Genomic DNA, 24,604 nt, shown 5'->3' on the forward strand with positions numbered 1-24,604 from the left:
CTGCCTCAATGCGCGAAAACCTGATCCAGGGAGCGAAAGCCCTTGAACTCCAGCGCGTTGCCAGAAGGATCGCGGATGAAAAGGGTGGCCTGCTCGCCAGGTTCGCCGGCAAAGCGCACCATCGGCCTTTCCAGCCAGTCGATGTCGGTGCGAGCCTTAAGGCGCGCGGCAAGCGCCTCCCACTCGTCCATCGTCAGGACGACGCCGAAATGCGGTATGGGCACGAGCTTGCCGCCAACTTGACCGTCATTGGCGGCCTTTGCGGTTCCGGGTCGCAAATGTGCCGACATCTGGTGGCCATAGAGATCGAAATCGACCCAGGTCTCCGACGAGCGGCCGATGGCGCAGCCAAGCACGTCGCGGTAGAAGGTGCGGGTTGCTTCGAGGTCGTGGACTGGAAAGGCGAGGTGAAAGGGCGTCATGCCGATGATTCCCGTTGATCCGAAGTGGAAGGGGTGCGCAAAGGCCACTATCCATTCGGGTTGAGTAAGATTTTAGAGCCTTTTTTGAGAAACCATTCCGGCGAGACAGATGGGGCGATTTTTCGAGAACCGGAGCGCAGTGGACGTTTGGTCCATGAACACCGGAAGCATAGAAAACCGCCGCAGATGTCCGCCGGAGCGGAATTGTCAAAACGGCTCTCAGCCATTGCACAAGCAGAGGCGGAACAATAGATGGTGCGGCAGGGTTTCGCGCCAACCGCCGCGAAGAAACCGATCTGGTTCAGGAAAGCTCATATGACCGATACCGATCACGACGCACGCGATCCCCAGAAATTGACCGATCGCGTTTCCGCTCTCGTGGAGGCGGCAAAGCGTGCAGGCGCGGATGCAGCCGACGCGGTGGCGGTGCGCGGCCGCTCGGCGAGCGTTTCCGTGCGGCTTGGCAAGGTAGAAGGAACGGAAGCCTCCGAAAGCGAGGATGTGTCGCTGCGGGTCTTTATCGGCAAGCGCGTCGCCAGCGTTTCGGCGACGGCCGCTTCGGACCCGGCGACACTGGCCGAACGTGCGGTTGCCATGGCCAGGGTTTCTCCCGAAGACCCGTTCCAGGGGCTGGCCGACGCGGCGCTTCTGGCGAAGGTGGTGAACGAACTCGATCTTTTCGATGACACAGCGGTTTCGGCCGAGCAGTTGAAAGCCGATGCGCTGGCGGCCGAGGAGGCAGCACTTGCGGTGCCGGGCGTCACCAATTCCGGCGGCAGCGGCGCCGGTGCCGGCTTCGGCGGGCTGGTTCTGGCCACCTCGCACGGATTTCTCGGCCATTATGTCGGCACGCGCTTTTCGCGTTCGGTAAGTATGGTCGCGGGTGAGGGCACCGGCATGGAGCGCGACTACGATTTTTCTTCGCGGCTGCATTTCGCCGATCTCGATACGCCTGAGACGATTGGAGTGAGCGCCGGCGAGCGGGCGGTGCGGCGGCTGAATGCCCGCAAGGCCCGGACCGGCCCGATCGATGTTGTTTTCGACCCGCGCGTGGCGCGTGGCATAGCAAGCCACCTTGCGGGTGCGATCAACGGCGCTTCCGTTGCCCGCAAGACGAGTTTTCTGCGAGACATGATGGGCAAGCAGGTCGCGGCAGGCGGCATAACCGTCATCGATGAGCCGCAGCGCCCGCGCGGCCCGGCCTCGCGGCCTTTCGACGGCGAGGGCGTGGCCGGCGAAAGGCTGGTGATGGTCGAAAACGGTGTGCTGAAACACTGGTTTCTTTCAACTTCCGCTGCCAGGGAACTCGGGCTTCAGACGAACGGGCGCGGCGCCCGCAGCGGTTCCTCCGTCTCCCCAAGTTCGACCAATCTTTCCATCGAACCCGGCGTCGGCTCCCCGCAGGACCTGATCGGTTCGTTGAAGACCGGCTTCTATGTCACCGAAGTGTTTGGCCAGGGCGTCAACATGATCACCGGCGAATACAGCCGCGGCGCCTCGGGCTTCTGGATCGAGAATGGCGAGCTTGCCTATCCGGTATCGGAAGTGACGATTGCTTCCAATCTCAAGGATATGTTCCTCAATATGGTGCCGGCAAACGACATCGATCGCAATTTCGGCACGGCTGCTCCCACCCTCCTGATTGGAGGAATGACGCTTGCCGGAAGCTGAGCCGTTCGTGTCGGCTGCCGCCGATGATTTGCCGCTATTGCTGGAAGCCGCGCGCGAAGCCGGCGAGATCGCATTGCGCTATTTCAAGAAAGACCCGCGAGTCTGGATGAAGGCAGGCCAGTCACCGGTGAGTGAAGCCGACTACGCGGCCGACAAATTCCTGCGCGAGACGCTTATGGCAGCCAGGCCGGACTATGGCTGGCTGTCGGAGGAAACGGCGGACGATGCCGCGCGGCTCCAAGCGCGGCGCACCTTCGTGGTTGATCCGATCGACGGGACACGCGCATTCATCCAGGGACTGGAGACTTGGTGCGTCAGCGTCGCGGTGGTGGAAGGCGGCCAGACTATCGCGGGCGTTCTCGATTGTCCCGCGCTTGGCGAGATATTTTCCGCTCTGCCCGGCCGGGGTGCTCGCAGAAACGGCGAGGTCATCCATGTGCGTGAGGCGGGTGAACTGGTCGAGATCGGCGGGCCGAAGCATTTTTTCGACGCCATGCCACGGCACTGGCAACAGCGTGTCCGGCGCGTCGCCCATATTCCGTCACTGGCCTATCGCCTGGCGATGATTGCCGAGGGCAGGCTCGACGCAACCTTCGTCAGGTCGAATGCGCATGATTGGGACATCGCCGCCGCCGACCTGATCCTGCGCGAAGCTGGCGGCCAAATGCTCGATGCTTTTGGCAAGCCGCCGTCTTATGGTGGCCGGGTGTCGAAACATGGCGTACTGGTGGCCGGAAGCGGCCCCCTGCTGAAGGTCATCGCCGGGGTTGTCGCCGAGGCTAACGCCTGAAGCGATCGAGGCGCGGCGGCGCTGTAAGACTTTGAATCTGCGTAAAATCGCTTCGTTCAAGTGGATTCCACTCGAACACGTTTTGCGCTAGAGACGATGGCAATTTTGCCCAACATGATTCAGGACTAGGACATGGCTGAGGAAAACGACAAAAAGCAGCTCCTGCATCTGGTGTTCGGTGGAGAACTGAAGAGCCTGGGCTCGACCGAATTCCGTGATCTCGACGCGCTGGATATTGTCGGCATCTATCCGGACTACCGCTCGGCCGAGGCAGCCTGGAAGGCGAAGGCGCAGGCCAGCGTCGACAATGCCCTCACGCGCTATTTCGTCGTTCATCTGCATCGGCTTCTCGACCCTGATCACAACACACCTGGCCGGAGCTGATGACGGAAAGGCACACAGCCCAGCCCTTCGCTGCCGTCGCGGCAGGAAAGGACCGCAAGACCGGCGCGGGCAAGCGGTTCTGGCGAAGGATTCGCAAGCCGCTGGCGCAGTCGCGCCTGGTCAAGGGCATCCTTGCCACATTGCTTGCGCAGGCGCTGCGATTCATCCGGCTGACCAATCCGCTTGCCAAGGGCTCTTCCAACCTGGACGAGGCCCACGCCACGCTGACCCCGGCAATCGTAGCACTGTGGCACGGCCAGCATTTGCTGGCGCCATGCATCTACCCTAAGGCCAAGGGCCTCGTGGCGATGGTATCGCGCAGCGCCGATGCCGAACTCAATGCGCTGGTCGTCGAGAAGCTCGGATTTCAGGCGGTGCGCGGTTCGGGCGGACGCGAGGGCACTCAGAATGTCGAAAAAGGCGGCGCGCGCGCCTTGATTGCCCTGAAAAGGGCGCTCGATGCCGGCAAGAATGTCGCCATGATCGCAGATATTCCACACGGCACCCCGCGTCAGGCAGGGCTTGGCATCGTCACGCTGGCGCGTCTTTCAGGTCGACCGATAATCGCGGTGGCGATCGCCACCAGCCGACGCAAGGTGCTCGAAAGGACCTGGGACAAGACCACGATCAACCTGCCTTTCGGGCGTTGTGGCCTCGTCGTCGGTGATCCGATCCATGTCGCGGCGGATGCCGACGAGGCTGAAATGCAACGCAAGCGGCAGGAACTCACCGACACGTTGAACGTAGCGACCGAGACGGCATATCGCCTGGCCGATGGTGAGCGCAAATGAGCGAACGCTGGGCGCGCACCCTTTTGTCGGCCTATCGCCTGGCAGGCTCGCTCGCCTATCCGGTGATCGGCACCTATGTCGCCTGGCGTTCCAGCCGGGGCAAGGAAGATCACAGGCGGCGGCGCGAACGTTACGGTCGTGCCGGCCACCCCCGCCCGGAAGGTCCGGTGATCTGGGTGCACGCGGCAAGCGTCGGTGAAACGGTGGCGGTGGTTTCGCTCATCGAGCGCATACTGGGCTATGGAATGCATGTGGTGCTGACGACGGGCACGGTCACCTCGGCAAAAGTAGCGCAGGAGCGGCTCGGCAGCCGTGTCATCCACCAATATGTGCCGCTCGACCTGAAGCCCGCCGTGAGCCGCTTCCTCGACCACTGGCAGCCTGATCTGGCGATCATCGCCGAGTCGGAAATCTGGCCGATGACGATCCTGGAACTTGGCGCCCGCCGCGTGCCGCAGGTTCTGGTCAACGGGCGCTTGTCCGATCGCTCCTTCAAATCATGGAAGAAGCGGCCCTATCTGGCTGAAGCCCTGTTCGAGAACATGGCGCACGTGGTCGCCCAGTCCGAGGTGGACGCCGAACGTTTCGCCGCCCTTGGGGCGCGTCCGGTAACCATTTCGGGAAATCTGAAGGTCGACACCAATCCGCCGCCGGCGAACGATGTGGAGCTTGCCACCTTGCAGCGGCAGATCGGCAAGCGGCCGAACTGGGCGGCCATCTCCACGCACAATGGCGAGGAGCAGGTGGCCGCCGACCTTCACCTTCTGTTGCGGGATCGCCATCCCGGCCTGCTGACGATCATAGTGCCGCGCCATCCCGACCGGGCGGAGGCGCTGATTGCCGATTTTTCAGAGCGCGGTCTGAAGGTCGCGCGGCGCAGCACCGGCGACGCGGTGACGGCCGACACCGACATTCTGCTTGGCGACACGATCGGTGAAATGGGTCTTTATCTGCGCCTGACGGAAATCGCCTTCGTCGGTCGTTCGCTGACGTCGGAAGGGGGACAGAATCCGCTGGAACCGGCGATGCTGGAAACGGCGGTCCTGTCCGGGCGCAATGTCCAGAATTTCCGTGATACTTATCAGCGGCTGATTGAAAGCGGCGGTGCCCGGCTGGTGCGCGACAGCGACATGCTGGCCCGCGCGGTCAATTTCCTGCTGCTCAACGAGAGGGCGCGCCACGACATGATGGCGGCAGGCGTCACCACGGTCAACGAGATGCGCGGAGCGCTCGCCAAGACATTGAAGGCGCTCGAGCCCTTCATCCAGCCGCTGATCGTCAAGTCCCGCCTCAAGGGAACGGGTTCGCTTCGTGACCAGTGAAGCGCCGCCGTTCTGGTGGGAGAAGCCCGGTTGGCGCGCCTTGGCGCTGTCGCCGCTCTCCACGCTTTACGGGCTGGCGGCTGCGCGCCGCATGGCCTCGGCCAAGCGCGTGCATGCCGATCTCCCGGTGCTCTGCATCGGAAATTTCACCGTCGGCGGCACTGGAAAGACACCCGTTGCCATTGCCATGGCCAACTCGGCCAGGCGCATGAAGCTCAAGCCGGGTTTCCTGTCGCGCGGCCATGGCGGCAGTTTTTCGCAAGCCCATATCGTCGATGCGCACCACGACAGCGCCAGGCATGTTGGCGACGAGCCACTGCTTCTGGCCGAACACGCGCCAGTAGCGGTGACGGCCAACCGGGTTGCCGGGGCGAAGCTGCTCCAGGAACGCGGCTGCGATTTCCTCATCATGGACGACGGCTTCCAGAGTGCGCGCATTCACATCGACTACGCCCTGCTGGTGGTCGACGCGCGCTATGGCATCGGCAACGGCCACATCATTCCGGGGGGGCCGCTGCGGGCGCCCTTGGTCGACCAGTTGCGGTTCGCCGATGCGGTGCTGAAGATGGGCGAGGGCTTCGCGGCCGATCAGACTGTGCGCAAAGCCTCACGCGCCGGCAAGCCGATATTCGAGGCAGCGGTTCGGCCGCGCGACGGCGAACATCTCGCCGGCCGACGCTTTCTTGCCTTTGCCGGCATCGGCCACCCTGAGAAATTCTTCACGACTGTCGCGAAGGCCGGCGGCATCGTTGCCGCCAAACGCTCGTTCCCGGACCACCATTTCTACAGCCGCGACGATCTGGACGAGCTGGCCGCGGCCGCGCGCGCCGACGGGCTTGAACTGGTGACGACGACCAAGGATGCCGCGCGCCTGCGCCATGGAGCCGCCCCCGAGGCATTTCTGGAAATGCTCGCCGTTCTGGAGATCGAAACTGTTTTCGAGGTGGGGCAAGTGCCCGAACGCATCATTGGCGCGACGCTCGAAGCCTGGCGCCGACGGCGGTTAGGCTAACGACGCTTCCGCAATTCGGGATTGGCTTCGATTTCGCGATTGAGCGCCACCGTGGCGTTGAGATACGGCTCCTGGCGCGCGACGCTCCAATATTTGAGCTCGTCAAGCGGGATGGATTCACCGGTGACCGCACAGCGCACGAAGGCCCCCGGGCTGGTGACCTGGAAATCTCCGTCGAGATAGCGGATGCGGGCTTCCCTTGCGCCGGGCCCCTCAAAGCGGTTCATCATCTTGGCTCAAACCTGTTTGCCGAACTGTTCCGCCACAAAACGCAGTCGCGGTCAAGCAGCGCTATCGTCTGCCGAACAGCCGTTCGATGTCGGCCAGCTTCAGCTCGATATAGGTGGGCCGGCCATGGTTGCAGGTGCCGGAACCAGGAGTTGCTTCCATTTGGCGCAGCAACGCGTTCATCTCGTCGGGCAGCAGCCGGCGGCCGGAGCGAACCGAGCCATGACAGGCCATGGTGGCGGCAATTTTGTGCAGCCGCGCCTTCAGCGTCTCGGTGGTGTCGTTGTCGGCGATCTCGTCGGCGAGATCGCGGATAAGCTGGCCGACATCGGTCTCGCCGAGCATGGCCGGTGTTTCGCGCACCGCGATGGCGCCCGGCCCGAAGCGCTCGACGCCGAGCCCGAAGCGGCGCAGCATGTCGGCATGCGCGACAATCCGCGTGACGTCGTCTTCCGGCAGATCGATGATTTCCGGTAAAAGCAGCATCTGTGCCGGAAGAGCGCGCGCATCGAGCGCCTGCTTGAGCGCCTCATAGACCAGCCGCTCATGGGCGGCGTGCTGGTCGACGATGATCAGCGAATCCGCGGTCTGCGCGACGATATAGTTCTCGTGGACCTGCGCGCGCGCCGCGCCGAGCTCGGTCCGCAGCATCACCTCCGGCACTTCTCCGTAGCCGGCGCGCGCGTCGGCACTGACGCCTGGACCCGTGTCGAACGCCGCCTGACTGCTTTCGGAAAATCTCGGTTCCAGCGGGCGGTAGGGCGAGCGGGCGACATCGAAACCGCCGGCAGCGGCGGCTCGCAGTCCGGGGTTGAAGCTGCGGTGCCCGTTGGCGGGACCGGGATGTCCGTAGGCTGCGGCTCCGGGGCGGAAGGCGTTCATCATCGCCGAGGCGGCTGACGTTGCCGGCCGGATGCCGGCATTGGCTAGCGTCTCGCGGATGGCGCCGACGATCAGCCCGCGCACCAAGCCCGGATCGCGGAAGCGCACATCGGCCTTGGCCGGATGGACATTGACGTCGACATGGGCTGGGTCGATCGTCAGGAACAGCACGGTCACGGCGTTGCGGTCGCGCGCCAGCACGTCGGCATAGGCGCCGCGAATGGCGGCCGCGATCAGCTTGTCTCGTACCGGGCGGCCATTGACATAGGCGTATTGCTGCAGCGCGTTGGCCCGCGAGTAAGACGGGATCGACACATGGCCGGTGAGCCGCACGTTTTCGCGCACGGCGTCGATCGCAAGCGCATTTTCGGGAAATTCCTCGCCCATTACCTGGGCGATGCGGCGCAGCCGGCCATCCTCCCCGTCGCCGGCGGTTGGCAGTTCGAGGCGTGTACGATCCGGGCCGGAGAGCGTGAAGGCGACGGCGGGAAAGGCGATGGCGATGCGCTTGACGACGTCGCTGATCGCCGTCGACTCGGCGCGCTCGCCCTTCATGAACTTGAGCCGCGCCGGCGTGGCGAAGAACAGGTCGCGCACCTCGACCGAAGTACCGCGATTGGCGGCGGCCGGCCGTACCGCCGAGACCTGGCCGCCCTCCACCGCGATTTCGGCGCCGGCATCGCCGGAAACGGTGCGCGAGCGGATCGTTAGCCGCGCTACGGAACCGATCGAGGGCAGGGCCTCGCCGCGAAAGCCGAGCGATCGAATGTCGTGGATGTCGTTGGAGAGTTTGGAGGTGCAGTGCCGCGACACCGCAAGTTCCAGCTCGGATGGCGGAATGCCCGATCCATCGTCGCCGACACGGATCAGGTTGAGCCCGCCGCCCGCCGTAACGATTTCCAGCCGCGTGGCGCCCGCATCGAGCGCGTTTTCAACCAGTTCCTTGACGACACTTGCCGGACGCTCGATGACCTCGCCGGCAGCGATCTGGTTGATCATCGTTTCTGAGAGGTGGCGGATCGGCATCTGGATATCATATGCGGATTCGAGCGCGACGGAAAAGCCAATCAACCGCGGCCGCGATAGGGCGCCACGCCGGTGTCCGGCAGCCATGCCCCTTCGGGCGGAGTGCCGGTCTGCCAGAAGACGTCGATCGGAATGCCGCCGCGCGGATACCAGTAGCCGGCGATGCGCAGCCAGAGCGGCTTGGTTGCTTCGACGACGCGCCGGGCGATCATGACGGTGCAATCCTCATGGAAGGCGCCGTGATTTCGGAAGGAAACCAGGAACAGCTTCAGCGACTTGGATTCGACCAGGGCGGCGTCGGGCGCATAGTCGATGACAATATGCGCAAAATCCGGCTGGCCGGTCACCGGGCAGAGCGAGGTGAATTCCGGGCAGGTGAAGCGGACGATCGCCGGCGGGCCATCGCCACGCGAATAGGGCACCGTCTCCAGGACGGCTGTTTCCGGCGAAGCGGGCGTCGCCACAGGCGCGCCAAGCTGAGTGAGGCTGTCGGTTATGGTCATTTTGGTCGTCTCGATGGATGCGCTGTTTCGGGCTTCGGATGCGCGTTTGTTAGCGCTTATAGACGCATTTTGGGGGAACCAGAAGATAAGTGTGTCCCTGAGTTTTCCGCTTCTGGCCCATCGCGAAGCGGCAAAAGCGTTTTGCCCTCGCGGGCAATCCGCGCTACAGTAATATTTCAAGCTTCAAATAAATTCGGAAGGCGCCATGAACATCGAAAAAAGGGCGGCGGACACGGCCTCCTTCGTCTGGGACGATCCGTTTTTGCTGGAAGGCCAGCTGACCGAGGATGAGCGCATGGTCCGCGATGCGGCGGCCGCGTTTGCCGCCGACAAGTTAAGCCCCCGCGTCGAGGACGCCTATCTCAGCGAGAAGACCGATCCGGCGATTTTTCGAGAGATGGGCGAGGCGGGTCTGCTCGGCATCACCGTTCCGGAGGAATATGGCGGCTTGGGCGCGGGCTATGTGACCTATGGGCTCGTGGCGCGCGAAGTCGAACGGGTCGATTCCGGCTACCGCTCGATGATGAGCGTGCAATCCTCGCTGGTCATGTACCCGATCCATGCCTATGGCTCGGAAGAGCAGCGCCGAAAGTACCTGCCCAAGCTTGCCTCGGGCGAGTGGATCGGCTGCTTCGGGCTGACGGAACCCGACGCCGGTTCGGATCCCGGCGGCATGAAGACCCGTGCCGAAAAGACGGCGAACGGCTACCGCATTTCCGGCTCGAAGATGTGGATTTCCAATGCGCCGATCGCCGACGTGTTTGTCGTATGGGCGAAATCGGTGGGCCACGACAACCAGATCCGCGGTTTCGTGCTGGAAAAAGGCACGAAGGGCCTTTCGGCGCCGAAGATCGAGGGCAAGCTTTCGCTGAGGGCGTCGATCACCGGCGAGATCGTCATGGATGGCGTCGAAGTCGGTGAGGAGGCGCTGCTGCCCAACGCCTCAGGGCTCAAGGGACCGTTCGGCTGCCTCAACCGCGCCCGCTACGGCATTTCATGGGGGGTCATGGGCGCCGCCGAGGACTGCTGGCATCGAGCACGCCAATATGGCCTCGATCGCAAGCAGTTCGGCAAGCCGCTCGCCGCCACGCAGCTCTACCAGAAGAAGCTGGCGGACATGCAGACCGAGATTGCACTTGGCCTGCAGGGTTCGCTGCGCGTCGGGCGGCTGATGGATGAGCATAAATTCGCGCCGGAAATGATCAGCCTGGTCAAGCGCAATAATTGCGGTAAGGCGCTCGACATCGCCCGGCAGGCCCGCGACATGCATGGCGGCAACGGCATCCAGATCGGCTATCACGTCATGCGCCATGCGCAGAACCTCGAAACCGTCAACACCTATGAGGGCACGCATGACGTGCATGCCCTGATCCTGGGACGCGCACAGACCGGCATCCAGGCGTTCTTCTGAAAACGATGCTGGTCACCTTCCCTCGTTTGCCGAGGGAAGGTGATTTCGGATGGATTTTTCGAGCCGGTGGCGCGAAGGTCGGTTGACCAATCGAGGGATTTTTCGTGACCAACGCTTTCCTCTCTCATCTCGCTTCCGAGCTCGACGGCCTCAAATCAGCGGGGCTCTACAAATCCGAGCGCGTCATCACCTCACCGCAATCAGCCGAGATCGCGGTCGGCGGCAAAAAGCTGCTAAACTTTTGCGCCAACAACTATCTCGGCTTGGCCGACAGTGCCGAGCTGCGTGACGCGGCGAAAGCGGCGCTCGACCGCTATGGCTATGGCATGGCCTCTGTGCGCTTCATCTGCGGCACGCAGGAGGAGCACAAGGAACTGGAGGGGAAGATTTCGGCCTTCCTCGGCATGGAAGACACGATTCTCTATTCCTCTTGCTTTGACGCCAATACCGGCCTGTTCGAGACGCTGCTTTCGGACGAGGACGCCATCATTTCCGATGCGTTGAACCACGCCTCAATTATCGACGGCGTGCGCTTGTCGAAGGCCAGGCGGCTGCGCTACGCCAACAACGACATGGCCGATCTCGAGGCCCGGCTGAAGGAGGCGAAAGACAGCCGGTTCCGGCTGATCGCCACGGATGGCGTGTTTTCCATGGACGGCATCATCGCCAATCTGAAGGGCATCTGCGATCTCGCCGAAAAATACCATGCGATGGTGATGGTCGATGACAGTCATGCCGTCGGCTTCGTCGGGCAGCACGGCCGAGGCACGCCCGAATATTGTGGCGTCGAGGGCCGCGTCGATATTCTCACAGGTACGCTCGGCAAGGCTCTCGGCGGTGCCTCGGGTGGCTACACCAGCGGCAAAAGAGAGGTGGTCGACTGGCTGCGCCAGCGCTCGCGGCCCTATCTGTTCTCCAACACGTTGGCCCCTTCTATCGCCGGCGCCTCGATCAAGGTGCTCGAACTGATTGCCGAAGGCGAGGGGCTGCGCAGCAAGCTCTACGACAATGCCGCCCGCTTCCGCGCCGGCATGTCGAGACTTGGCTTTACGCTCGCCGGCGCCGATCATCCGATCATTCCGGTTATGCTTGGAGATGCGGCGTTGGCGCAGGACATGGCGGCAAGACTGTTGGATCACGGCATCTACGTCATCGGCTTCTCGTTTCCGGTCGTGCCCAAGGGCCAGGCGCGCATCCGTACGCAAATGTCCGCCGCGCACTCCGCGCAAGACATCGACCGTGCGGTCGAGGCCTTCGATGCGGTAGGAAAGGAATTGGGTGTGATCTGATGCGGAGTCAGCCCTCATCCGGCCGCGTCGCGGCCACCTGCTCTCCGGCGCGGAGAAGAGGCGGGCGGAGACGCTCCTCTCCCCTTTTTGGGGCGACCGCGAAGCGGAGGTTGGGTGAGAGGATATTCAACTGCATTTCATGACCGGCAGCCCTGCACTACATTGAAAGTCTCCGGATCAAGAGGAACAAGATCATGTCCAACATGATGCGCGCACTGGTGAAGGCGAAGCCCGAGCCGGGGATCTGGATGGAAGAGGTTCCGGTGCCGGAGATCGGCCCGAACGACGTGCTGATCAAGATCAAAAAGACGGCGATCTGCGGCACCGACGTCCACATCTACAATTGGGACCAGTGGGCGCAGAAGACGGTGCCGGTACCGATGGTCACCGGCCATGAATTCGTCGGCGAAGTGGCCGATTTCGGCGCGGCCGTAACCGAATACAGGGTCGGCCAGCGCGTTTCGGGCGAGGGCCATATCGTGTGCGGCCATTGCCGCAACTGCCGCGCCGGACGCGGCCATCTATGCCGAAACACGCTCGGCGTCGGTGTCAACCGGCCGGGCGCGTTTGCGGAATATCTGGCCATCCCACAGCACAATGTCGTGCCGATCCCCGACGACGTGCCTGACGAAATCGCGGCGATCTTTGATCCGCTCGGCAATGCCGTGCATACCGCGCTTTCGTTCGATCTGGTCGGCGAGGACGTGCTGGTGACGGGCGCCGGTCCCATCGGCATCATGGGCGCGCTGGTGGCGCAGGCGGTCGGCGCGCGCAAGGTTGTCATCACCGACATCAATCCCGTGCGGCTTGAGCTTGCCCGCAAGCTCGGCGTTCATCATGTGGTCGATGCGTCGAAGCAGAAGCTGCGAGACGTGATGCGCGAGGAGGGCATGACCGAGGGCTTCGACGTCGGGCTTGAAATGTCGGGTGCCGCGCCCGCCTTCCGCGACATGATCGACACGATGAACAATGGTGGCAAGATCGCCATTCTCGGCATCGCCCCGACCGGCTTCGAGATCGAATGGAACAAGGTCATCTTCAAGATGCTGCACCTGAAGGGCATCTATGGCCGCGAAATGTTCGAGACCTGGTACAAGATGATCGCGCTGGTGCAGGGACCTCTGGACGTCTCGGGCCTCATCACGCACCGGCTCGGCATCGACGACTACATCAGCGGCTTCGAGGCGATGAAGAGCGGCAATTCCGGCAAGGTGGTGATGGACTGGTGAGCTAGGACCAATCGACATTCAGGGTTTGGGCGTGGCGCGAGCCGGATTTCGGTCCTGAACAGGAGAAAAGCGCAAGGCGGTGTCGACCACCGTCGAGCATTTTCGACGCATTCAGGGCCGCAATCCGCCGCGTCCCGCAGGATATGGCAAAATCGCCCATTTCCGCGTCGCGAAGCCTCGACGCAGGGCAACTGCGCCGTCGGCTCCGCTCCTCGAACTGAACGATTTTTGCTCATACCACGCCTCAAATCCTGAATGTCGATTGGTCCTAGTCCACATCAGCCGCCTGTTCGAGTGCGGCAAGCCCCTGCACGATCGCCCGCCGCGTCTGCTCGTCGAGATGCCCCAGAAGATCGGTCTCGAATCCCCTCGCCAAGGGCACCATCTCGCGATAGGCGGCGATGCCGGCCTTCGTCAGCCTCAGATGCTCGATGCGGCGGTCGACCGGATCGGGCGTGCGGGTAAGCCATTTGCGCCGTTCCAGCGCTGCCACGGCGCGCGAAACCTTGGTCTTGTGCATGGTCGAATGGGCGCCGATGCCGCTTGCCGTCATCGATCCATACTGACCGAGCGTGGCGAAAGTTCTCCATTCAGGCCGGGTCAGGCCGTTAAGATCCCGATAGGTCTTGGCAAATCGCCGGCTGACAGCATCGGCAAGCCGGTTCAGTCGATAGGGTAGAAAATTTTCCAGCTCGAGAATGTCGTCGCCTGACATCGAAATTGATCTCCATCGGTTCTGCTGCTTCGCGGCCGTGTGCAACCCCGCCCGGCCGGAAACGTTGATAGTTACAAATCCGATGGTTACGAATGTAACGAAGACAAGTCAATAATTGCAAGCCAGCAAAAAGGAGAGATGCCATGGGCCTTTCTTATATGCCAGGCTTCGGCAATGACTTCGAGACAGAGAGCCTGCCCGGTGCATTGCCCCAAGGCCGCAACTCGCCCCAGCGGCCGGCCTATGGGCTCTATGCCGAACAGCTTTCCGGTTCGCCCTTCACCGCGCCGCGCGGCGCCAACGAGCGGTCCTGGCTCTATCGTATCCGCCCGAGTGTGAAGCATACGGGACGGTTCAAACCAGTGGATTATCCATATTGGAAGAGCGCTCCAAATATCGGCGACCATGAACTTGCGCTTGGCCAATACCGCTGGGACCCGGTTCCGATGCCCGGCAGGCCGATGGATTTTCTGACGGGCATTCGAACCATGACGACGGCCGGCGACGTGCTTGGCCAGACCGGCATGGCTGCCCATGTTTATACAGCCAGCGCCGACATGGACGACGATCATTTCTTCAATGCCGATGGAGAATTGCTGTTGGTGCCGCAAGTCGGTGGCCTGCGGCTGCGCACTGAAATGGGCGCGATCGAGATTCAGCCGGGTGAAATCTGCGTGTTGCCGCGCGGGCTGGTGTTCAAGGTCGAACTGATCGACGGGCCGGTTCGCGGCTACATTTGCGAAAATTACGGCGCAAAGTTTACGCTGCCCGATCGCGGGCCGATCGGTGCGAACTGCCTCGCCAATCCCCGAGACTTCAAGACGCCGACGGCTTGGTTCGAGGAAAAGGAGACACCCTGCCGGCTAATCGTGAAATGGTGCGGCAGGTTCCACGTCACCGAACTTGATCACTCACCACTCGACGTGGTCGCGTGGCACGGCAACTACGCGCCCTATAAGTATGATCTTTCCACCTATTCTCCTGTTGGCGCGATCCTGTTCGACCATCCCGACCCGTCGATTTTCACCGTATTGACGGCGCCGAGTGGCGAGGAGGGCACTGCCAATATCGACTTCGTGCTTTTCCCGCCGCGCTGGCTGGTAGCGGAAAACACCTTCCGGCCGCCCTGGTATCACCGAAACGTCATGAGCGAATTCATGGGGCTTATCCGCGGCCAGTACGACGCCAAGGAGGAAGGCTTCGTGCCTGGCGGCATCAGCCTGCACAACATGATGCTGGCGCACGGGCCGGATGCATCAGGTTTCGAAAAAGCGACCAGGGCGGAACTGAAGCCGGTGAAACTCGACGACACCATGGCCTTCATGTTCGAAACGCGCTTTCCGCAGATGCTGACGCATTTTGCGGCCGAAACTGACGCAAGGCAGGATAACTACATCGACTGCTGGAAGGACCTGAAAAAGCGGTTCAACGGCACCCCTGAAGGCGATTGGAGCTGACTTCGATGTAGCTCCCAATTCCGTCGGAGGCCGTTTTCGCCGAAAACCCATTCCCACTTTTCCAAACGATGCTCTAAGCTGCGGCTTGGCGGCCGAACCCGGCGCGTCATGAGAACGCTGGAGGGGACACGAGGCCGATGAAACTGGCGACATTGAAGAACGGCACGCGGGATGGAAAACTGGTCGTCGTCTCGCGTGATCTGACGCGCTGTACCGACGCTTCCTTTCTTGTTCCGACGCTGCAGGCGGCTCTTGATGATTGGCACCGCATCGCGCCCCACCTGGAGGCGCTTGCCGGTTCGCTCGAAGCCGGCGCGGTGCCGTCCACGCGCTTTCATGAACATGACGCGCATTCGCCGCTGCCCCGGGCCTACCAATGGGCGGACGGCTCGGCCTATGTCAACCACGTCGAACTGGTGCGCAAAGCCCGCGGCGCGGCGATGCCGGAAAGTTTCTGGACCGATCCGCTGATCTACCAGGGCGGTTCGGACACGTTTCTTGCGCCGCGCGACCCGATCCCGCTTGCCGACGAGGCGTATGGCGCCGATCTGGAGGCCGAACTGGCCGTTATAGTGGACGACGTGTCGCAAGGCGCCGGCATCGATGCCGCGCGCGAGGCGATCCGGCTGATCATGCTGGTCAATGACGTGTCGTTGCGCGGGCTCATCCCGGACGAACTGGCAAAGGGCTTCGGCTTCTACCAGTCGAAACCGGCATCCGCCTTTTCGCCGGTCGCCGCCACGCCTGATGAGTTGGGCGAGGCCTGGGATGGCGGCAAGGTTCACCTGCCGCTCACTGTCGATCTCAACGGCAAGCCTTTCGGCCGGGCGAATGCCGGTGTGGACATGACGTTCGACTTTCCGCGTCTGATCGTCCACGCGGCAAAGACCCGCCCGTTGGCGGCAGGCACCATCATCGGTTCCGGCACGGTTTCCAACAAGCTCGATGGGGCGCCAGGAAGGCCGATTGATCAGGGCGGCGCCGGATATTCCTGCATCGCCGAAATGCGTATGATCGAGACCATTGAAGGTGGCGCGCCGAAGACGCCGTTCCTTCGCTTCGGCGACACCGTGCGCATCGAGATGAAGGACAGGAACGGCCATTCGATCTTCGGCGCCATCGAGCAGGTGGTGCATAAATACGAGGCCTGAACACGAGGCGTATGCATGGACCTGTTGAGCCACAACCGCCGGATGGCACGGAACAATCTCTGGTCCAACGACAGGCTCTACCGTGCGGTGCTTGCGCTTCGACCAGGCGAGTTCGAGGCGGAGCGTACCAGCTTCTTTCCCTCCATCAAGGAAACGCTGAACCACATCCACCTGATCGATTTGTTCTATTTCGACATGCTGGAAGAGAAGGGCGTGGGCCTTGGACTGCTCGACGGTTTCATAGCTTACGATGATCCTCGCAAGCTCGCCGCGGCGCAGGCCGATTTCGACCGAAAACTGGTCGTTTTCTGCGACGGGCTTGCCGAAACCGATCTGGAGCGTCGTGTCTCGACGGACAGGGACGAAGCCGGCATCATCCCCGAGCGCATCGGCGACCTGCTAACGCATCTTTTCCTGCACCAGATCCACCATCGCGGACAGGTGCACGCCATGCTGTCGGGCACCTCGGTTGCCCCGCCGCAACTCGATGAGTTCTTCCTCGACTATGATCTGAGATTTCGGCGGGAAGAGGTGGAGCGGCTAGCCTTATAGACCAGTCGCTCCGTACGCCTATTCCGCCGCCTCGATCTTGATGACGCCGCGGCGGATCTGGTCTTCCTCGATGGACTCGAACAAAGCGCGGAAATTGCCCTCGCCAAAGCCTTCATCGCCCTTGCGCTGGATGAACTCGAAGAAGATCGGGCCGATGACGGTTTTCGAAAACACCTGCAGCAATATCTTTGTCATGCCGCCATCGACCACGCCTTCGCCGTCGATCAGGATGCCGTGGTTTTTCATCCGGTCGATCGGTTCGTCATGGCCGTTCACGCGCTCATGAGACATCTCGTAATAGGTATCGGGTGGTCCGGGCATGAATTGCAGCCCGTTGTCCGCCAGCCGATCGGTGGCGTCGTAGATCGCTTCGGTTCCGACCGCGATGTGCTGGATGCCTTCGCCCTTGTACTTGCGCAGATATTCTTCGATCTGGCTCTTGTCGTCGGTGGATTCGTTGAGCGGAATACGGATCTTGCCGCAGGGCGAAGTGATGGCACGGCTGATCAGCCCGGTCATCTTGCCGGCGATGTTGAAGAAGTGAATTTGCTTGAAGCCGAAAAGGTCGCGGTAGAAGGCCCACCATTTGTCCATGTTGCCGCGATAGACGTTGTGGGTGAGGTGGTCGAGATAATAAAAGCCGACACCTTCCGGCTTAGGATCACGCTCGCCCAGCCACTCGAATTCGGCATCATAGGCCGAGCCTTTCTCGCCATAGGTCTCGATGAAGTAAAGCAACGAGCCGCCGATGCCGACGATGGCCGGCACATCGAGCGTCTTGTCATCGCCGTCATAAGGCGTCGCGCCTTTCGCCACCGCGCGGTCATATGCATGTTTGGCGTCAACAACGCGCCACGCCATCGAAGGCGCGCAGGGACCATGCTTTTCGACGAACTTCATACCATAGGAGCCAGTTTCGGCATTGACGACGTAATTGATGTCGCCTTGCCGCCAGACGGTGATGTTCTTGGTGCGGTGCCTTGCTACCGGCGCATAGCCCATGCGCTTGAACAGCTCGGACAGTTTTTCTGGCTCCGGATGGGCGAATTCGACGAACTCGAAGCCATCGGTGCCGGCCGGATTGGTCTTGCTGATGGTTGCCGGCGGTGCATCGTGCGGAAACGGACCCATGATCTCCTCCTGCCTGCGCGGCAATTTCCGATGAGTGTCATGATACTCCCGCTGCTATGCATGGTGCTTGCATTCGGAGAGCCTAAATGTTGTTTTGGTGCATAAGTCATGCGCCAAATGGGCAAACATTATGGACGATACGCATATCGATCAGTTTGACCGCAAAATCCTGTCATTTCTTCAGGCCGATGGCAGGCTGACCAACAACGAGCTCTCCGAGCGCGTGAACCTGTCGGCTTCGCAGTGCTCGCGGCGGCGCCAGCGGCTTGAGGAGGATGGTTTCATCCAGGGCTATAGCGCGAGGCTCGATCGGGATCGGCTCGGCTTTCCGCTGGTCAACATCATCTCGGTGACGCTGGCGACCCATAATCGCGACAACGCCCAGCGCTTCGCCGAGCTTTTGTCACGGCTTCCCGAGGTGCAGGAGGCACACGCGCTCACCGGCGAGATGGACTATATTTTGAAGGTGGTGACGCCGGACCTGAAATCGCTTGCCGATTTCGTCAACGACGTCCTCCTGCCGCACGAATCCGTGCAACACGTAAAAACGGCGATCGTCCTGCAAACGCTGAAGGAGACGTCAGCCTTGCCGCTATGAGCGGGTCAGATGATCGACCGGATCAGGATTCAGCCTGTACCGCGAGGAACAGATTGGTCGAGCGCGCGCCGGAGCGGCAATAGGCAAAGACCGGTCCTTCGAGTTCCTTGAGGGCTGAGGCCATGGCCGCCACGTCGTCGGGCGTCGCCGGCTGACCGCTGATCACGGGAACATGGCGGAAGCCAAGGCCTTCGGCCTCCGCGGCCTTGCGGATTTCGTCCGCGGAAGGCTGGCCCGGCTGTTCGTTATCCGGACGGTTGCAGATGATGCTCTTGAACCCGGCCGCCTTGATGGTGGCGATCTGGTCGCTGGTGATCTGTACGGCAACCGAGTAATTGTCGGAAATCTGGCGGAATTCCATGGCGGCTCTCTTCAAAGATTCGGTCGTTGGACCAGACATATAGTGCGCGCCGACGCTTCGTGACTACCCCGCTCTCAGATATTCGCCGGCAATTTTCCGGTTTCGGCGGCTCGGCGTAGAAGCCGCGAGGGCTTGAACACGTCCTTGGCCGTTTGCTCATGCCAATGCTCCAGACGTTCGACGATTTTGCCAAATCCTTCGAGCTCCGCCCAGAACATCGGACCACCCTTGCCGACGGGAAAGCCATAGCCATTGACCCAGACGATGTCGATGTCCGAGGCTCGGGCGGCAATTCCTTCCTCGAGGATTTTCGTGCCCTCGTTGATCATCGGATAAAGCGTGCGCTCTATGATCTCGGCTGCTGAAATCGGCCGGCGCTCGATTTCACGCTCCGCCGAGATCGCCTCGATGAGTGTTCTTACATGTGGGTCGGGCAGGGGGATGCGCGAGCCGCCCTCATAGAGATAAAAGCCCTTGCCGCTCTTCTGGCCGAAGCGACCTTGTTCGCATAGCGCGTCGGCAATCGCGGCAGTCTCGCCGCGCGCCTTTCGGTTGCGCCAGCCGATGTCCAGGCCGGCAAGGTCGTACATCTGGAACGGACCCATCGGCCAGCCGAAGTCGGTGAAGACCTTGTCTATCTGCTCGGGCAAAGCGCCTTCGATGAGCAGCGCTTCAGCATCCCGCGAGCGCGCCGAAAGCATGCGGTTACCGACGAAACCATGGCAGACGCCGACGACAACCGGGATCTTGCCGATTGTCTTTGCCAGGGCGAGCGCGGTTGCCAACACCTCGGGTGCTGTCTGTTCTCCCCGCACGATCTCAAGCAGTTTCATGACATTGGCCGGCGAGAAGAAATGCAGGCCGAGGAGATTTTCGGGGCGCGCCACGGAAGCGGCGATTTCATTGACATCGAGATAGGATGTGTTGGTGGCGAGTATCGCGTCCGGCTTCAACACGGCATCGAGCTTTCCGAACACCTCCTTCTTCACCGACATGTCTTCGAACACCGCTTCGATGACCAGATCGCAGTCCGCAAGATCGGCATAGTTGATGGTGGCGGTCAGGCCCGCCATCCGCTTGGCCTTGGCGCTTTCGGTGAGAGAGCCTCGCGCCACCGAGATCGAGTAGTTCTTGTCGATCATGGCAAGACCTCGGTCCAGCGCCTCGCGGTTCATTTCCAAAAGGGTGACGGGAATGGCGCCGTTGACGAAGGCCATGGCGATGCCGCCGCCCATGGTGCCGGCGCCGACGATGCCGATGCGGGCGATCGGGCGCGGCTTCACCTCCTTGCCGATGCCGGCGACCTTGGCTGCTTCGCGCTCGGCGAAGAACAGATGGCGCTGGGCGCGCGACTGATCGCCCGAGACCAGTTTGGCAAAGAGCGCCCGCTCTTCCGCCAGCGCCTCGTCAAAGGGCAGAGTAATTGCGTTGCGCACGGATTGCGCGCAGGCGAGGGGAGCTTCGAGCCCTCGGGCTTTCCTGGCAAGTTCTGCAGCTTCGGCGTCGAAGCGCGCGAGATCGGCATTCGCGATCCTTTCGGATCGATCGCGCACGGCCACGAGCGATCCGCCCTCCGCCGCTTTGCGGCGCGCGAAGCCGATAGCATTGGACAGGAGATCACCGTCGAACACCGCGTCAACCAACCCGACCGACAGCGCTTCAGGCGCCGCCATCGGCGTGCCCGAGACGATTGCCTTCAACGCCATTTCAGGGCCGACCAGGCGAGGCAGGCGGATGGTGCCGCCCCCGCCGGGCAGCAGGCCGAGTTTCACTTCCGGCAGGCCGAGCCTGGCATTCACGTCGGCGACGCGGAAGTGGCAGCCGAGCGTCAGTTCCAGGCCGCCGCCGAGCGCGGTGCCGTGAATGGCCGCGACAGTCGGTTTTTGGATGGTCTCAAGCACCGCGATGATGTCGCGCAATTCCGGCTTGCGCATCGGTTTGCCGAATTCGGTGATATCTGCGCCGGCGACGAAGGTGCGCCCGGCGCAACCGAGCACGATGGCGGCCACCGATGCATCGCCGCCCAACGTCTCCAGCGCTGCCAGCAAGGGTTCGCGAACGTGAAAGCTCAACGCGTTCACCGGCGGATTGTCGACGGTGACGACAGCGATATTCCCGTCTCGAGTGATGGTCACGGCTTCGGTCACGGCAAAGCTCCTTGCGGCACACTTGTTTCGCGCATCAAATCTCATCGATCATCAGTGGCCGCCATGGCGCGGTCAACCGCCTTGGGAGGCATTCCTCAAACGCGGTGTTCAGGAACCTAGCGCCGCGTTCTTTATCGTCGTGATGTTGTGCTTCATCATGTCGATATAGGTCGGGGCAGGGCTGGAGGCGTCCGAAAGCGCATCGGAATAGAGCGTGCCGCCGATCTTCAGGCCGGTTTCGGTGGCGATCTGTTCGATCAGGCGCGCGTTGGTGATGCTTTCGACGAAGATCGCCGACGCCTTGTCCTCCCTGACTTGCTTGATCAATGCCGCGACATCGGCGGCGGAAGCCTCCGCTTCCGTCGAGATGCCTTCCGGCGCCAGGAAGGTGATGCCGTATTCATGGGCGAAATAGCCGAACGCGTCATGCGAGGTGATAATCACCCGCCTTTCCTGCGGGATCGAGGCGACGGCGGCCCTTACCTCGGCTTCGGCCTCGTTCAATTTCTTCTCGTAGGCTTCGGCGTTTGATCTGTAGCTGTCGCAGCCCTCGGCATCCGCGGCGCAAAAGGCGTCGGCGATGTTCTTCACATAGATCCGGGCATTGGCAATTGATTGAAAGGCATGCGGGTCGATGCCGCCGTGATCGTGCTGATGATCGCTCTCGGCCTCATGCGCCTCGCTGTCCTCGGCATGCGCATGCTCTTGCCTCACCTTGATAGGCTCGATGCCCTTGGTCAGTTCGACGACGGTTGCCTTGCTGGCGCTGGCCTCGACAAGGCGCTGCAGGAAACCTTCGAAATGCAATCCGTTCACCAGCACGACGTCGGCCCCGGCCATGGCAGCGGCGTCGGCCGGCTTCGGTTCATAGACATGGGCGTCGCCGTCCGGACCGACCAGCGTGGTCAGTTCAATGCGATCGCCGCCGACGTTTTTCGCGAAGTCGCCGATGATGGAGAAGCTGGCGACGACCTTCAACGGGTCGGCGGAAGCCGTGCCAATCCCAATGGGAAGTGATGTTATAACGATCATAAGGGCGGCCAGCCGAATCGTCTTGAGCATGAAGATCTCCTTGGTAGGTGTTCAGGCGGTTCTGTGGCGGTGGCGACGCACGCGCGTGTTGAGAACGCCCCGCGTGCCGAAAACGGTCGAGACGAGATAGACGACGCCGGCCGCGAGAATGATGGCCGGACCCGAGGGCAGGGCGGCATGATAGGACATCAGCAGCCCGGCGATACAGGAGGCGAAGCCGATGACCACGGCAAGCGCGCACATCGGCCCGACCCGTGCCGTCCAGAACCGGGCGGCGGCGGCCGGCAGCATCATCAGCCCGACCGAGAGCAAGGTGCCGAGCGCCTGGAAGCCTCCCACCAGATTGAGGACCACGAGGCCAAGAAAGATGAAATGCACCGGCGGGCCAAGGCGGCTGACCGACCTCAGGAACAGCGGATCGAGGCACTCGGCGACGATGGCGCGCCAGAAGATCGCCAGCACCGCCAGCGTGACCAGCGAAATCGTTGCGATCAACGCCAGCGCGTCGTCGTTCAATGCAAGTACGGTGCCGAACAGCACATGCATCAGGTCGACGCTGGAACCCCGCAGTGAAACCAGCATCACGCCGAGCGCCAGCGAAATAAGATAGAAGGCCGCCATCGAGGCGTCTTCCTTCTGCACCGTGAATTGGGAGACCAGCCCGGCGCCCATCGCCACGATCACACCGGCGAGGAGACCGCCGATGGTCATCGGAACGATTTGCAGGCCGAACAGAAGAAAGCCGGCGGCGGCTCCGGGAAGGATGGCATGCGCCATGGCATCGCCGGTCAGGCTCATGCGCCTCAGCATCAGGAAGACGCCGACCGGGCAGGCGCCGAGCGATAACATCAACGCGCCGGCCAGCGCCCGCTGCATGAACCCGAATTCGAAAAACGGAGCGATCAGGAAATCATACATTTTTGTCGCTCATGCCGCTCGCGGGCCCGATGTGTGTTCGGCGTGGTCGTGGTGATGCGCGTGGTCGTGCCCTTCAGGCTCGCACCAGGGCGCATCGTCGTGCCATGCTTCATCGAAACGACGCGCCCGCAGCAGGTTTTCCGGCCGTAGCGCCTCCGCCGTGGTACCCCAAGCGATGGGTTGGCGTGCCAGAAGCAGCGTTTCGGGAAAATGTTCGCGCACCAGTTCCAGGTCATGGACGACGACCATGACCGTGCGGCTTTCGCCGTGCCAGCGCTTGATTAGCGATATGAGGTCGCCAAGCGTTTTGGCATCGACCGCATTGAAGGGCTCGTCGAGGAGGATGATTTCGGCATCCTGCACGAGAACCCGGGCAAAAAGCGTGCGCTGCAGTTGGCCGCCCGACAGCGTATCGAGCGGCCGCTTCTCGAAGCCTTCGAGACCGACTGCCATCAGCGCCTTCGACACCGCATGTCGGTCCTCGCCTGTGACGCGACCGAGCAGACCGCGTTTCGGCCACAAGCCCATCATGACCAGATCGACGACGCGCGCAGGGAACGAACGGTCCAACTCGGATTGCTGTGGCAGATAGGCGATGCGAGCGCCGTTTGCCTTCAGGCAGGTGCCCGCCATCGGCTTTAGCACGCCGACAATGCCCTTCATGAGGGTCGACTTGCCCGAACCGTTGGCGCCCACCACCGCGGTAAGCGAGCCGGCCCTGACAGCGCCGTTGAGGTGATGCACCGCCGGATGGCTGTTGTAGCCGAGCGTCAGGTCGCGGAATGTCAGGCATGCATCGGTCATGGCGCCATCTGAAGGTGTGGATGGTTCGAACGAGGCGTGTTGATATGTGATGTTATTACATTAGTCAACGTGGGGGCGGCAAATATCCCCGATTCCGCATCCGCGAAGTCCGTGCACAACAATGGAAGGCGAACCAATTTCTTCGGTGCGGCCTTGCCGGAACGAGGTCTCAAATCTATGGAAGGCGCGGCAACCAACAAAGGAAGGAACCGAGCCATGAGCATTCGCCGCATCGATGTCGGCGCTCGCATGAGCGACATCGTCATCCACAACAATACTGTCTATCTGGCCGGCCAGGTCGGCGCGCCCGGCGCAAGCGTGACCGAGCAGACCAAGGCGGTGCTCGCCTCGGTCGACGCACTGCTGGCCAAGGCTGGATCCGACAAGACCAAGATCCTCCAGGCGATCATCTGGCTCGCCGACATGAACACCTTTGCGGAAATGAATGCCGTATGGGATGAGTGGGTGCCGGCCGGCAACACGCCGGCGCGCGCCACCGGTGAGGCCAAGCTCGCCACGCCGGACTACAAGGTCGAAGTCATCGTTACCGCGGCCATCTAAGATTTTACTTTAAGGTTTCACGCCGCCGACGGCGGCGGCGTCTCCCCTGGTTCGCCAGGTCGATGCAGGCGGGGTTTCTCGCCTGTCATCCGGTCTTTCCCCGGGCCAAATAGTTTGTGACACAATTCTACCTATTTGATACCGCACTGCAAAAGTAGCGCCTCGGTTTCCTGTTGCGATGCAGCCAATCTTCTTCATGACGGTTCCGGCCTTATAA

Annotated in this window: 25 protein-coding genes; 14 read left to right on the forward strand and 11 right to left on the reverse strand. The window is 62.1% G+C overall.

Translation table 11 applies throughout. The features are described from left to right. Positions 1 to 5 precede the first annotated feature (5 nt). A complete protein-coding gene (locus tag ACLKMW_RS02800; protein ID WP_415722855.1) occupies positions 6 to 422 on the reverse strand; it encodes a VOC family protein in 417 nt (138 codons plus the stop codon). A gap of 315 nt (positions 423 to 737) precedes the next feature. Here ACLKMW_RS02800 and ACLKMW_RS02805 point away from each other — a divergent pair, with 315 nt between their 5' ends. The 6 genes from ACLKMW_RS02805 (at position 738) to lpxK (ending at position 6,392) form a co-directional block, all read left to right on the forward strand. Next, entirely contained in the window at positions 738 to 2,093 is a 1,356-nt protein-coding gene (locus tag ACLKMW_RS02805; RefSeq protein ID WP_415722856.1) for a TldD/PmbA family protein, read from the forward strand. Beyond that, positions 2,080 to 2,883: a 3'(2'),5'-bisphosphate nucleotidase CysQ gene (locus tag ACLKMW_RS02810; RefSeq protein ID WP_415722857.1), complete on the forward strand. Its 804-nt coding sequence runs from the start codon at positions 2,080 to 2,082 to the stop codon at positions 2,881 to 2,883. Before ACLKMW_RS02805 ends, ACLKMW_RS02810 begins: the two co-directional genes overlap by 14 nt. 132 nt (positions 2,884 to 3,015) lie before the next feature. Beyond that, positions 3,016 to 3,267, forward strand: coding sequence for a DUF4170 domain-containing protein (locus tag ACLKMW_RS02815; protein ID WP_415722858.1), 252 nt, complete (start codon positions 3,016 to 3,018; stop codon positions 3,265 to 3,267). Next, complete coding sequence (locus tag ACLKMW_RS02820) at positions 3,267 to 4,058, forward strand: lysophospholipid acyltransferase family protein (protein WP_415722859.1); 792 nt, start codon at positions 3,267 to 3,269, stop codon at positions 4,056 to 4,058. Before ACLKMW_RS02815 ends, ACLKMW_RS02820 begins: the two co-directional genes overlap by 1 nt. Then, on the forward strand, positions 4,055 to 5,380 hold the full coding sequence (waaA, locus tag ACLKMW_RS02825) for a lipid IV(A) 3-deoxy-D-manno-octulosonic acid transferase (RefSeq protein ID WP_415722860.1): 1,326 nt from the start codon (positions 4,055 to 4,057) through the stop codon (positions 5,378 to 5,380). The genes ACLKMW_RS02820 and waaA overlap by 4 nt, the downstream gene beginning before the upstream one ends. Further along, positions 5,370 to 6,392, forward strand: a complete 1,023-nt coding sequence (gene lpxK, locus ACLKMW_RS02830) for a tetraacyldisaccharide 4'-kinase (protein ID WP_415722861.1) — start codon at positions 5,370 to 5,372, stop codon at positions 6,390 to 6,392. The genes waaA and lpxK overlap by 11 nt, the downstream gene beginning before the upstream one ends. On the opposite strand, the gene ACLKMW_RS02835 is transcribed toward lpxK, so the two are convergent. The 3 genes from ACLKMW_RS02835 to queF form a co-directional block, all read right to left on the reverse strand. Beyond that, positions 6,389 to 6,622 (reverse strand): DUF2093 domain-containing protein, encoded by a 234-nt coding sequence (locus tag ACLKMW_RS02835; RefSeq protein ID WP_415722862.1) that lies wholly within the window; start codon positions 6,620 to 6,622, stop codon positions 6,389 to 6,391. The genes lpxK and ACLKMW_RS02835 overlap by 4 nt on opposite strands. Positions 6,623 to 6,683: 61 nt before the next feature. Continuing rightward, entirely contained in the window at positions 6,684 to 8,528 is a 1,845-nt protein-coding gene (gene mutL, locus ACLKMW_RS02840; RefSeq protein WP_415722863.1) for a DNA mismatch repair endonuclease MutL, read from the reverse strand. Positions 8,529 to 8,569: 41 nt separating this feature from the next. After that, positions 8,570 to 9,031: a preQ(1) synthase gene (gene queF, locus ACLKMW_RS02845; RefSeq protein ID WP_415722864.1), complete on the reverse strand. Its 462-nt coding sequence runs from the start codon at positions 9,029 to 9,031 to the stop codon at positions 8,570 to 8,572. 205 nt (positions 9,032 to 9,236) lie between these two features. Here queF and ACLKMW_RS02850 point away from each other — a divergent pair, with 205 nt between their 5' ends. The 3 genes from ACLKMW_RS02850 (at position 9,237) to tdh (ending at position 12,960) form a co-directional block, all read left to right on the forward strand. Beyond that, the gene (locus ACLKMW_RS02850; protein ID WP_415722865.1) at positions 9,237 to 10,442 is read left to right on the forward strand and encodes an acyl-CoA dehydrogenase; all 1,206 of its coding nucleotides are present in this window, start codon (positions 9,237 to 9,239) and stop codon (positions 10,440 to 10,442) included. A gap of 104 nt (positions 10,443 to 10,546) precedes the next feature. After that, positions 10,547 to 11,731, forward strand: coding sequence for a glycine C-acetyltransferase (locus ACLKMW_RS02855; protein ID WP_415722866.1), 1,185 nt, complete (start codon positions 10,547 to 10,549; stop codon positions 11,729 to 11,731). Between the two features lie 194 nt (positions 11,732 to 11,925). Then, positions 11,926 to 12,960, forward strand: coding sequence for an L-threonine 3-dehydrogenase (gene tdh, locus ACLKMW_RS02860; protein ID WP_415722867.1), 1,035 nt, complete (start codon positions 11,926 to 11,928; stop codon positions 12,958 to 12,960). Between the two features lie 268 nt (positions 12,961 to 13,228). Here tdh and ACLKMW_RS02865 read toward each other — a convergent pair whose 3' ends face one another. Beyond that, positions 13,229 to 13,675: a MarR family winged helix-turn-helix transcriptional regulator gene (locus tag ACLKMW_RS02865; RefSeq protein ID WP_415722868.1), complete on the reverse strand. Its 447-nt coding sequence runs from the start codon at positions 13,673 to 13,675 to the stop codon at positions 13,229 to 13,231. A 143-nt stretch (positions 13,676 to 13,818) separates the two neighbouring features. On the opposite strand from ACLKMW_RS02865, the gene hmgA reads away from it, so the two are divergent. From hmgA to ACLKMW_RS02880, 3 genes are all read left to right on the forward strand, one after another. Beyond that, positions 13,819 to 15,132 carry a homogentisate 1,2-dioxygenase gene (gene hmgA, locus ACLKMW_RS02870; protein WP_415722869.1) on the forward strand — a complete coding sequence of 438 codons (1,314 nt, stop codon included), beginning with the start codon at positions 13,819 to 13,821 and terminating at the stop codon, positions 15,130 to 15,132. A 137-nt stretch (positions 15,133 to 15,269) separates the two neighbouring features. Continuing rightward, on the forward strand, positions 15,270 to 16,283 hold the full coding sequence (locus ACLKMW_RS02875) for a fumarylacetoacetate hydrolase family protein (RefSeq protein WP_415722870.1): 1,014 nt from the start codon (positions 15,270 to 15,272) through the stop codon (positions 16,281 to 16,283). A gap of 15 nt (positions 16,284 to 16,298) precedes the next feature. Further along, a complete protein-coding gene (locus ACLKMW_RS02880; RefSeq protein WP_415722871.1) occupies positions 16,299 to 16,835 on the forward strand; it encodes a DinB family protein in 537 nt (178 codons plus the stop codon). 18 nt (positions 16,836 to 16,853) lie between these two features. Here the strand turns inward: ACLKMW_RS02880 and hppD are convergent, their stop codons facing one another. Next, positions 16,854 to 17,966 carry a 4-hydroxyphenylpyruvate dioxygenase gene (gene hppD, locus ACLKMW_RS02885; protein ID WP_415722872.1) on the reverse strand — a complete coding sequence of 371 codons (1,113 nt, stop codon included), beginning with the start codon at positions 17,964 to 17,966 and terminating at the stop codon, positions 16,854 to 16,856. A 130-nt stretch (positions 17,967 to 18,096) separates the two neighbouring features. Here hppD and ACLKMW_RS02890 point away from each other — a divergent pair, with 130 nt between their 5' ends. After that, a complete protein-coding gene (locus ACLKMW_RS02890) occupies positions 18,097 to 18,564 on the forward strand; it encodes an Lrp/AsnC family transcriptional regulator (RefSeq protein WP_415722873.1) in 468 nt (155 codons plus the stop codon). 22 nt (positions 18,565 to 18,586) lie between these two features. Here the strand turns inward: ACLKMW_RS02890 and ACLKMW_RS02895 are convergent, their stop codons facing one another. The 5 genes from ACLKMW_RS02895 to aztA form a co-directional block, all read right to left on the reverse strand. After that, positions 18,587 to 18,925: a protein tyrosine phosphatase family protein gene (locus tag ACLKMW_RS02895; RefSeq protein ID WP_415722874.1), complete on the reverse strand. Its 339-nt coding sequence runs from the start codon at positions 18,923 to 18,925 to the stop codon at positions 18,587 to 18,589. Between the two features lie 74 nt (positions 18,926 to 18,999). Next, positions 19,000 to 21,072 carry a 3-hydroxyacyl-CoA dehydrogenase NAD-binding domain-containing protein gene (locus ACLKMW_RS02900; protein ID WP_415722875.1) on the reverse strand — a complete coding sequence of 691 codons (2,073 nt, stop codon included), beginning with the start codon at positions 21,070 to 21,072 and terminating at the stop codon, positions 19,000 to 19,002. A gap of 108 nt (positions 21,073 to 21,180) precedes the next feature. Next, positions 21,181 to 22,134, reverse strand: coding sequence for a zinc ABC transporter substrate-binding protein AztC (aztC, locus tag ACLKMW_RS02905; protein ID WP_415722876.1), 954 nt, complete (start codon positions 22,132 to 22,134; stop codon positions 21,181 to 21,183). Between the two features lie 21 nt (positions 22,135 to 22,155). Next, entirely contained in the window at positions 22,156 to 23,022 is an 867-nt protein-coding gene (gene aztB / locus ACLKMW_RS02910; protein ID WP_415722877.1) for a zinc ABC transporter permease AztB, read from the reverse strand. A gap of 9 nt (positions 23,023 to 23,031) precedes the next feature. Beyond that, positions 23,032 to 23,826: a zinc ABC transporter ATP-binding protein AztA gene (gene aztA, locus ACLKMW_RS02915; protein WP_415722878.1), complete on the reverse strand. Its 795-nt coding sequence runs from the start codon at positions 23,824 to 23,826 to the stop codon at positions 23,032 to 23,034. A gap of 216 nt (positions 23,827 to 24,042) precedes the next feature. Here aztA and ACLKMW_RS02920 point away from each other — a divergent pair, with 216 nt between their 5' ends. Next, positions 24,043 to 24,387 (forward strand): RidA family protein, encoded by a 345-nt coding sequence (locus tag ACLKMW_RS02920; protein ID WP_415722879.1) that lies wholly within the window; start codon positions 24,043 to 24,045, stop codon positions 24,385 to 24,387. Positions 24,388 to 24,604: the final 217 nt, after the last annotated feature.

Source organism: Borborobacter xinjiangensis (assembly GCF_047739745.1).
Classification (GTDB): domain Bacteria; phylum Pseudomonadota; class Alphaproteobacteria; order Rhizobiales; family Rhizobiaceae; genus Pseudaminobacter.

Coding starts and splice junctions, on each gene's coding strand:
- queF (WP_415722864.1), bottom strand. CDS start 9,031: ATGACCATAACCGACAGCCTCACTCAGCTTGGCGCGCCTGTGGCGACG.
- hmgA (WP_415722869.1), top strand. CDS start 13,819: ATGGGCCTTTCTTATATGCCAGGCTTCGGCAATGACTTCGAGACAGAG.
- waaA (WP_415722860.1), top strand. CDS start 4,055: ATGAGCGAACGCTGGGCGCGCACCCTTTTGTCGGCCTATCGCCTGGCA.
- ACLKMW_RS02850 (WP_415722865.1), top strand. CDS start 9,237: ATGAACATCGAAAAAAGGGCGGCGGACACGGCCTCCTTCGTCTGGGAC.
- aztB (WP_415722877.1), bottom strand. CDS start 23,022: ATGTATGATTTCCTGATCGCTCCGTTTTTCGAATTCGGGTTCATGCAG.
- ACLKMW_RS02920 (WP_415722879.1), top strand. CDS start 24,043: ATGAGCATTCGCCGCATCGATGTCGGCGCTCGCATGAGCGACATCGTC.
- ACLKMW_RS02815 (WP_415722858.1), top strand. CDS start 3,016: ATGGCTGAGGAAAACGACAAAAAGCAGCTCCTGCATCTGGTGTTCGGT.
- aztA (WP_415722878.1), bottom strand. CDS start 23,826: ATGACCGATGCATGCCTGACATTCCGCGACCTGACGCTCGGCTACAAC.
- ACLKMW_RS02820 (WP_415722859.1), top strand. CDS start 3,267: ATGACGGAAAGGCACACAGCCCAGCCCTTCGCTGCCGTCGCGGCAGGA.
- ACLKMW_RS02835 (WP_415722862.1), bottom strand. CDS start 6,622: ATGATGAACCGCTTTGAGGGGCCCGGCGCAAGGGAAGCCCGCATCCGC.
- ACLKMW_RS02880 (WP_415722871.1), top strand. CDS start 16,299: ATGGACCTGTTGAGCCACAACCGCCGGATGGCACGGAACAATCTCTGG.
- ACLKMW_RS02805 (WP_415722856.1), top strand. CDS start 738: ATGACCGATACCGATCACGACGCACGCGATCCCCAGAAATTGACCGAT.
- tdh (WP_415722867.1), top strand. CDS start 11,926: ATGTCCAACATGATGCGCGCACTGGTGAAGGCGAAGCCCGAGCCGGGG.
- ACLKMW_RS02865 (WP_415722868.1), bottom strand. CDS start 13,675: ATGTCAGGCGACGACATTCTCGAGCTGGAAAATTTTCTACCCTATCGA.
- mutL (WP_415722863.1), bottom strand. CDS start 8,528: ATGCCGATCCGCCACCTCTCAGAAACGATGATCAACCAGATCGCTGCC.
- ACLKMW_RS02875 (WP_415722870.1), top strand. CDS start 15,270: ATGAAACTGGCGACATTGAAGAACGGCACGCGGGATGGAAAACTGGTC.
- ACLKMW_RS02895 (WP_415722874.1), bottom strand. CDS start 18,925: ATGGAATTCCGCCAGATTTCCGACAATTACTCGGTTGCCGTACAGATC.
- hppD (WP_415722872.1), bottom strand. CDS start 17,966: ATGGGTCCGTTTCCGCACGATGCACCGCCGGCAACCATCAGCAAGACC.
- aztC (WP_415722876.1), bottom strand. CDS start 22,134: ATGCTCAAGACGATTCGGCTGGCCGCCCTTATGATCGTTATAACATCA.
- ACLKMW_RS02800 (WP_415722855.1), bottom strand. CDS start 422: ATGACGCCCTTTCACCTCGCCTTTCCAGTCCACGACCTCGAAGCAACC.
- ACLKMW_RS02890 (WP_415722873.1), top strand. CDS start 18,097: ATGGACGATACGCATATCGATCAGTTTGACCGCAAAATCCTGTCATTT.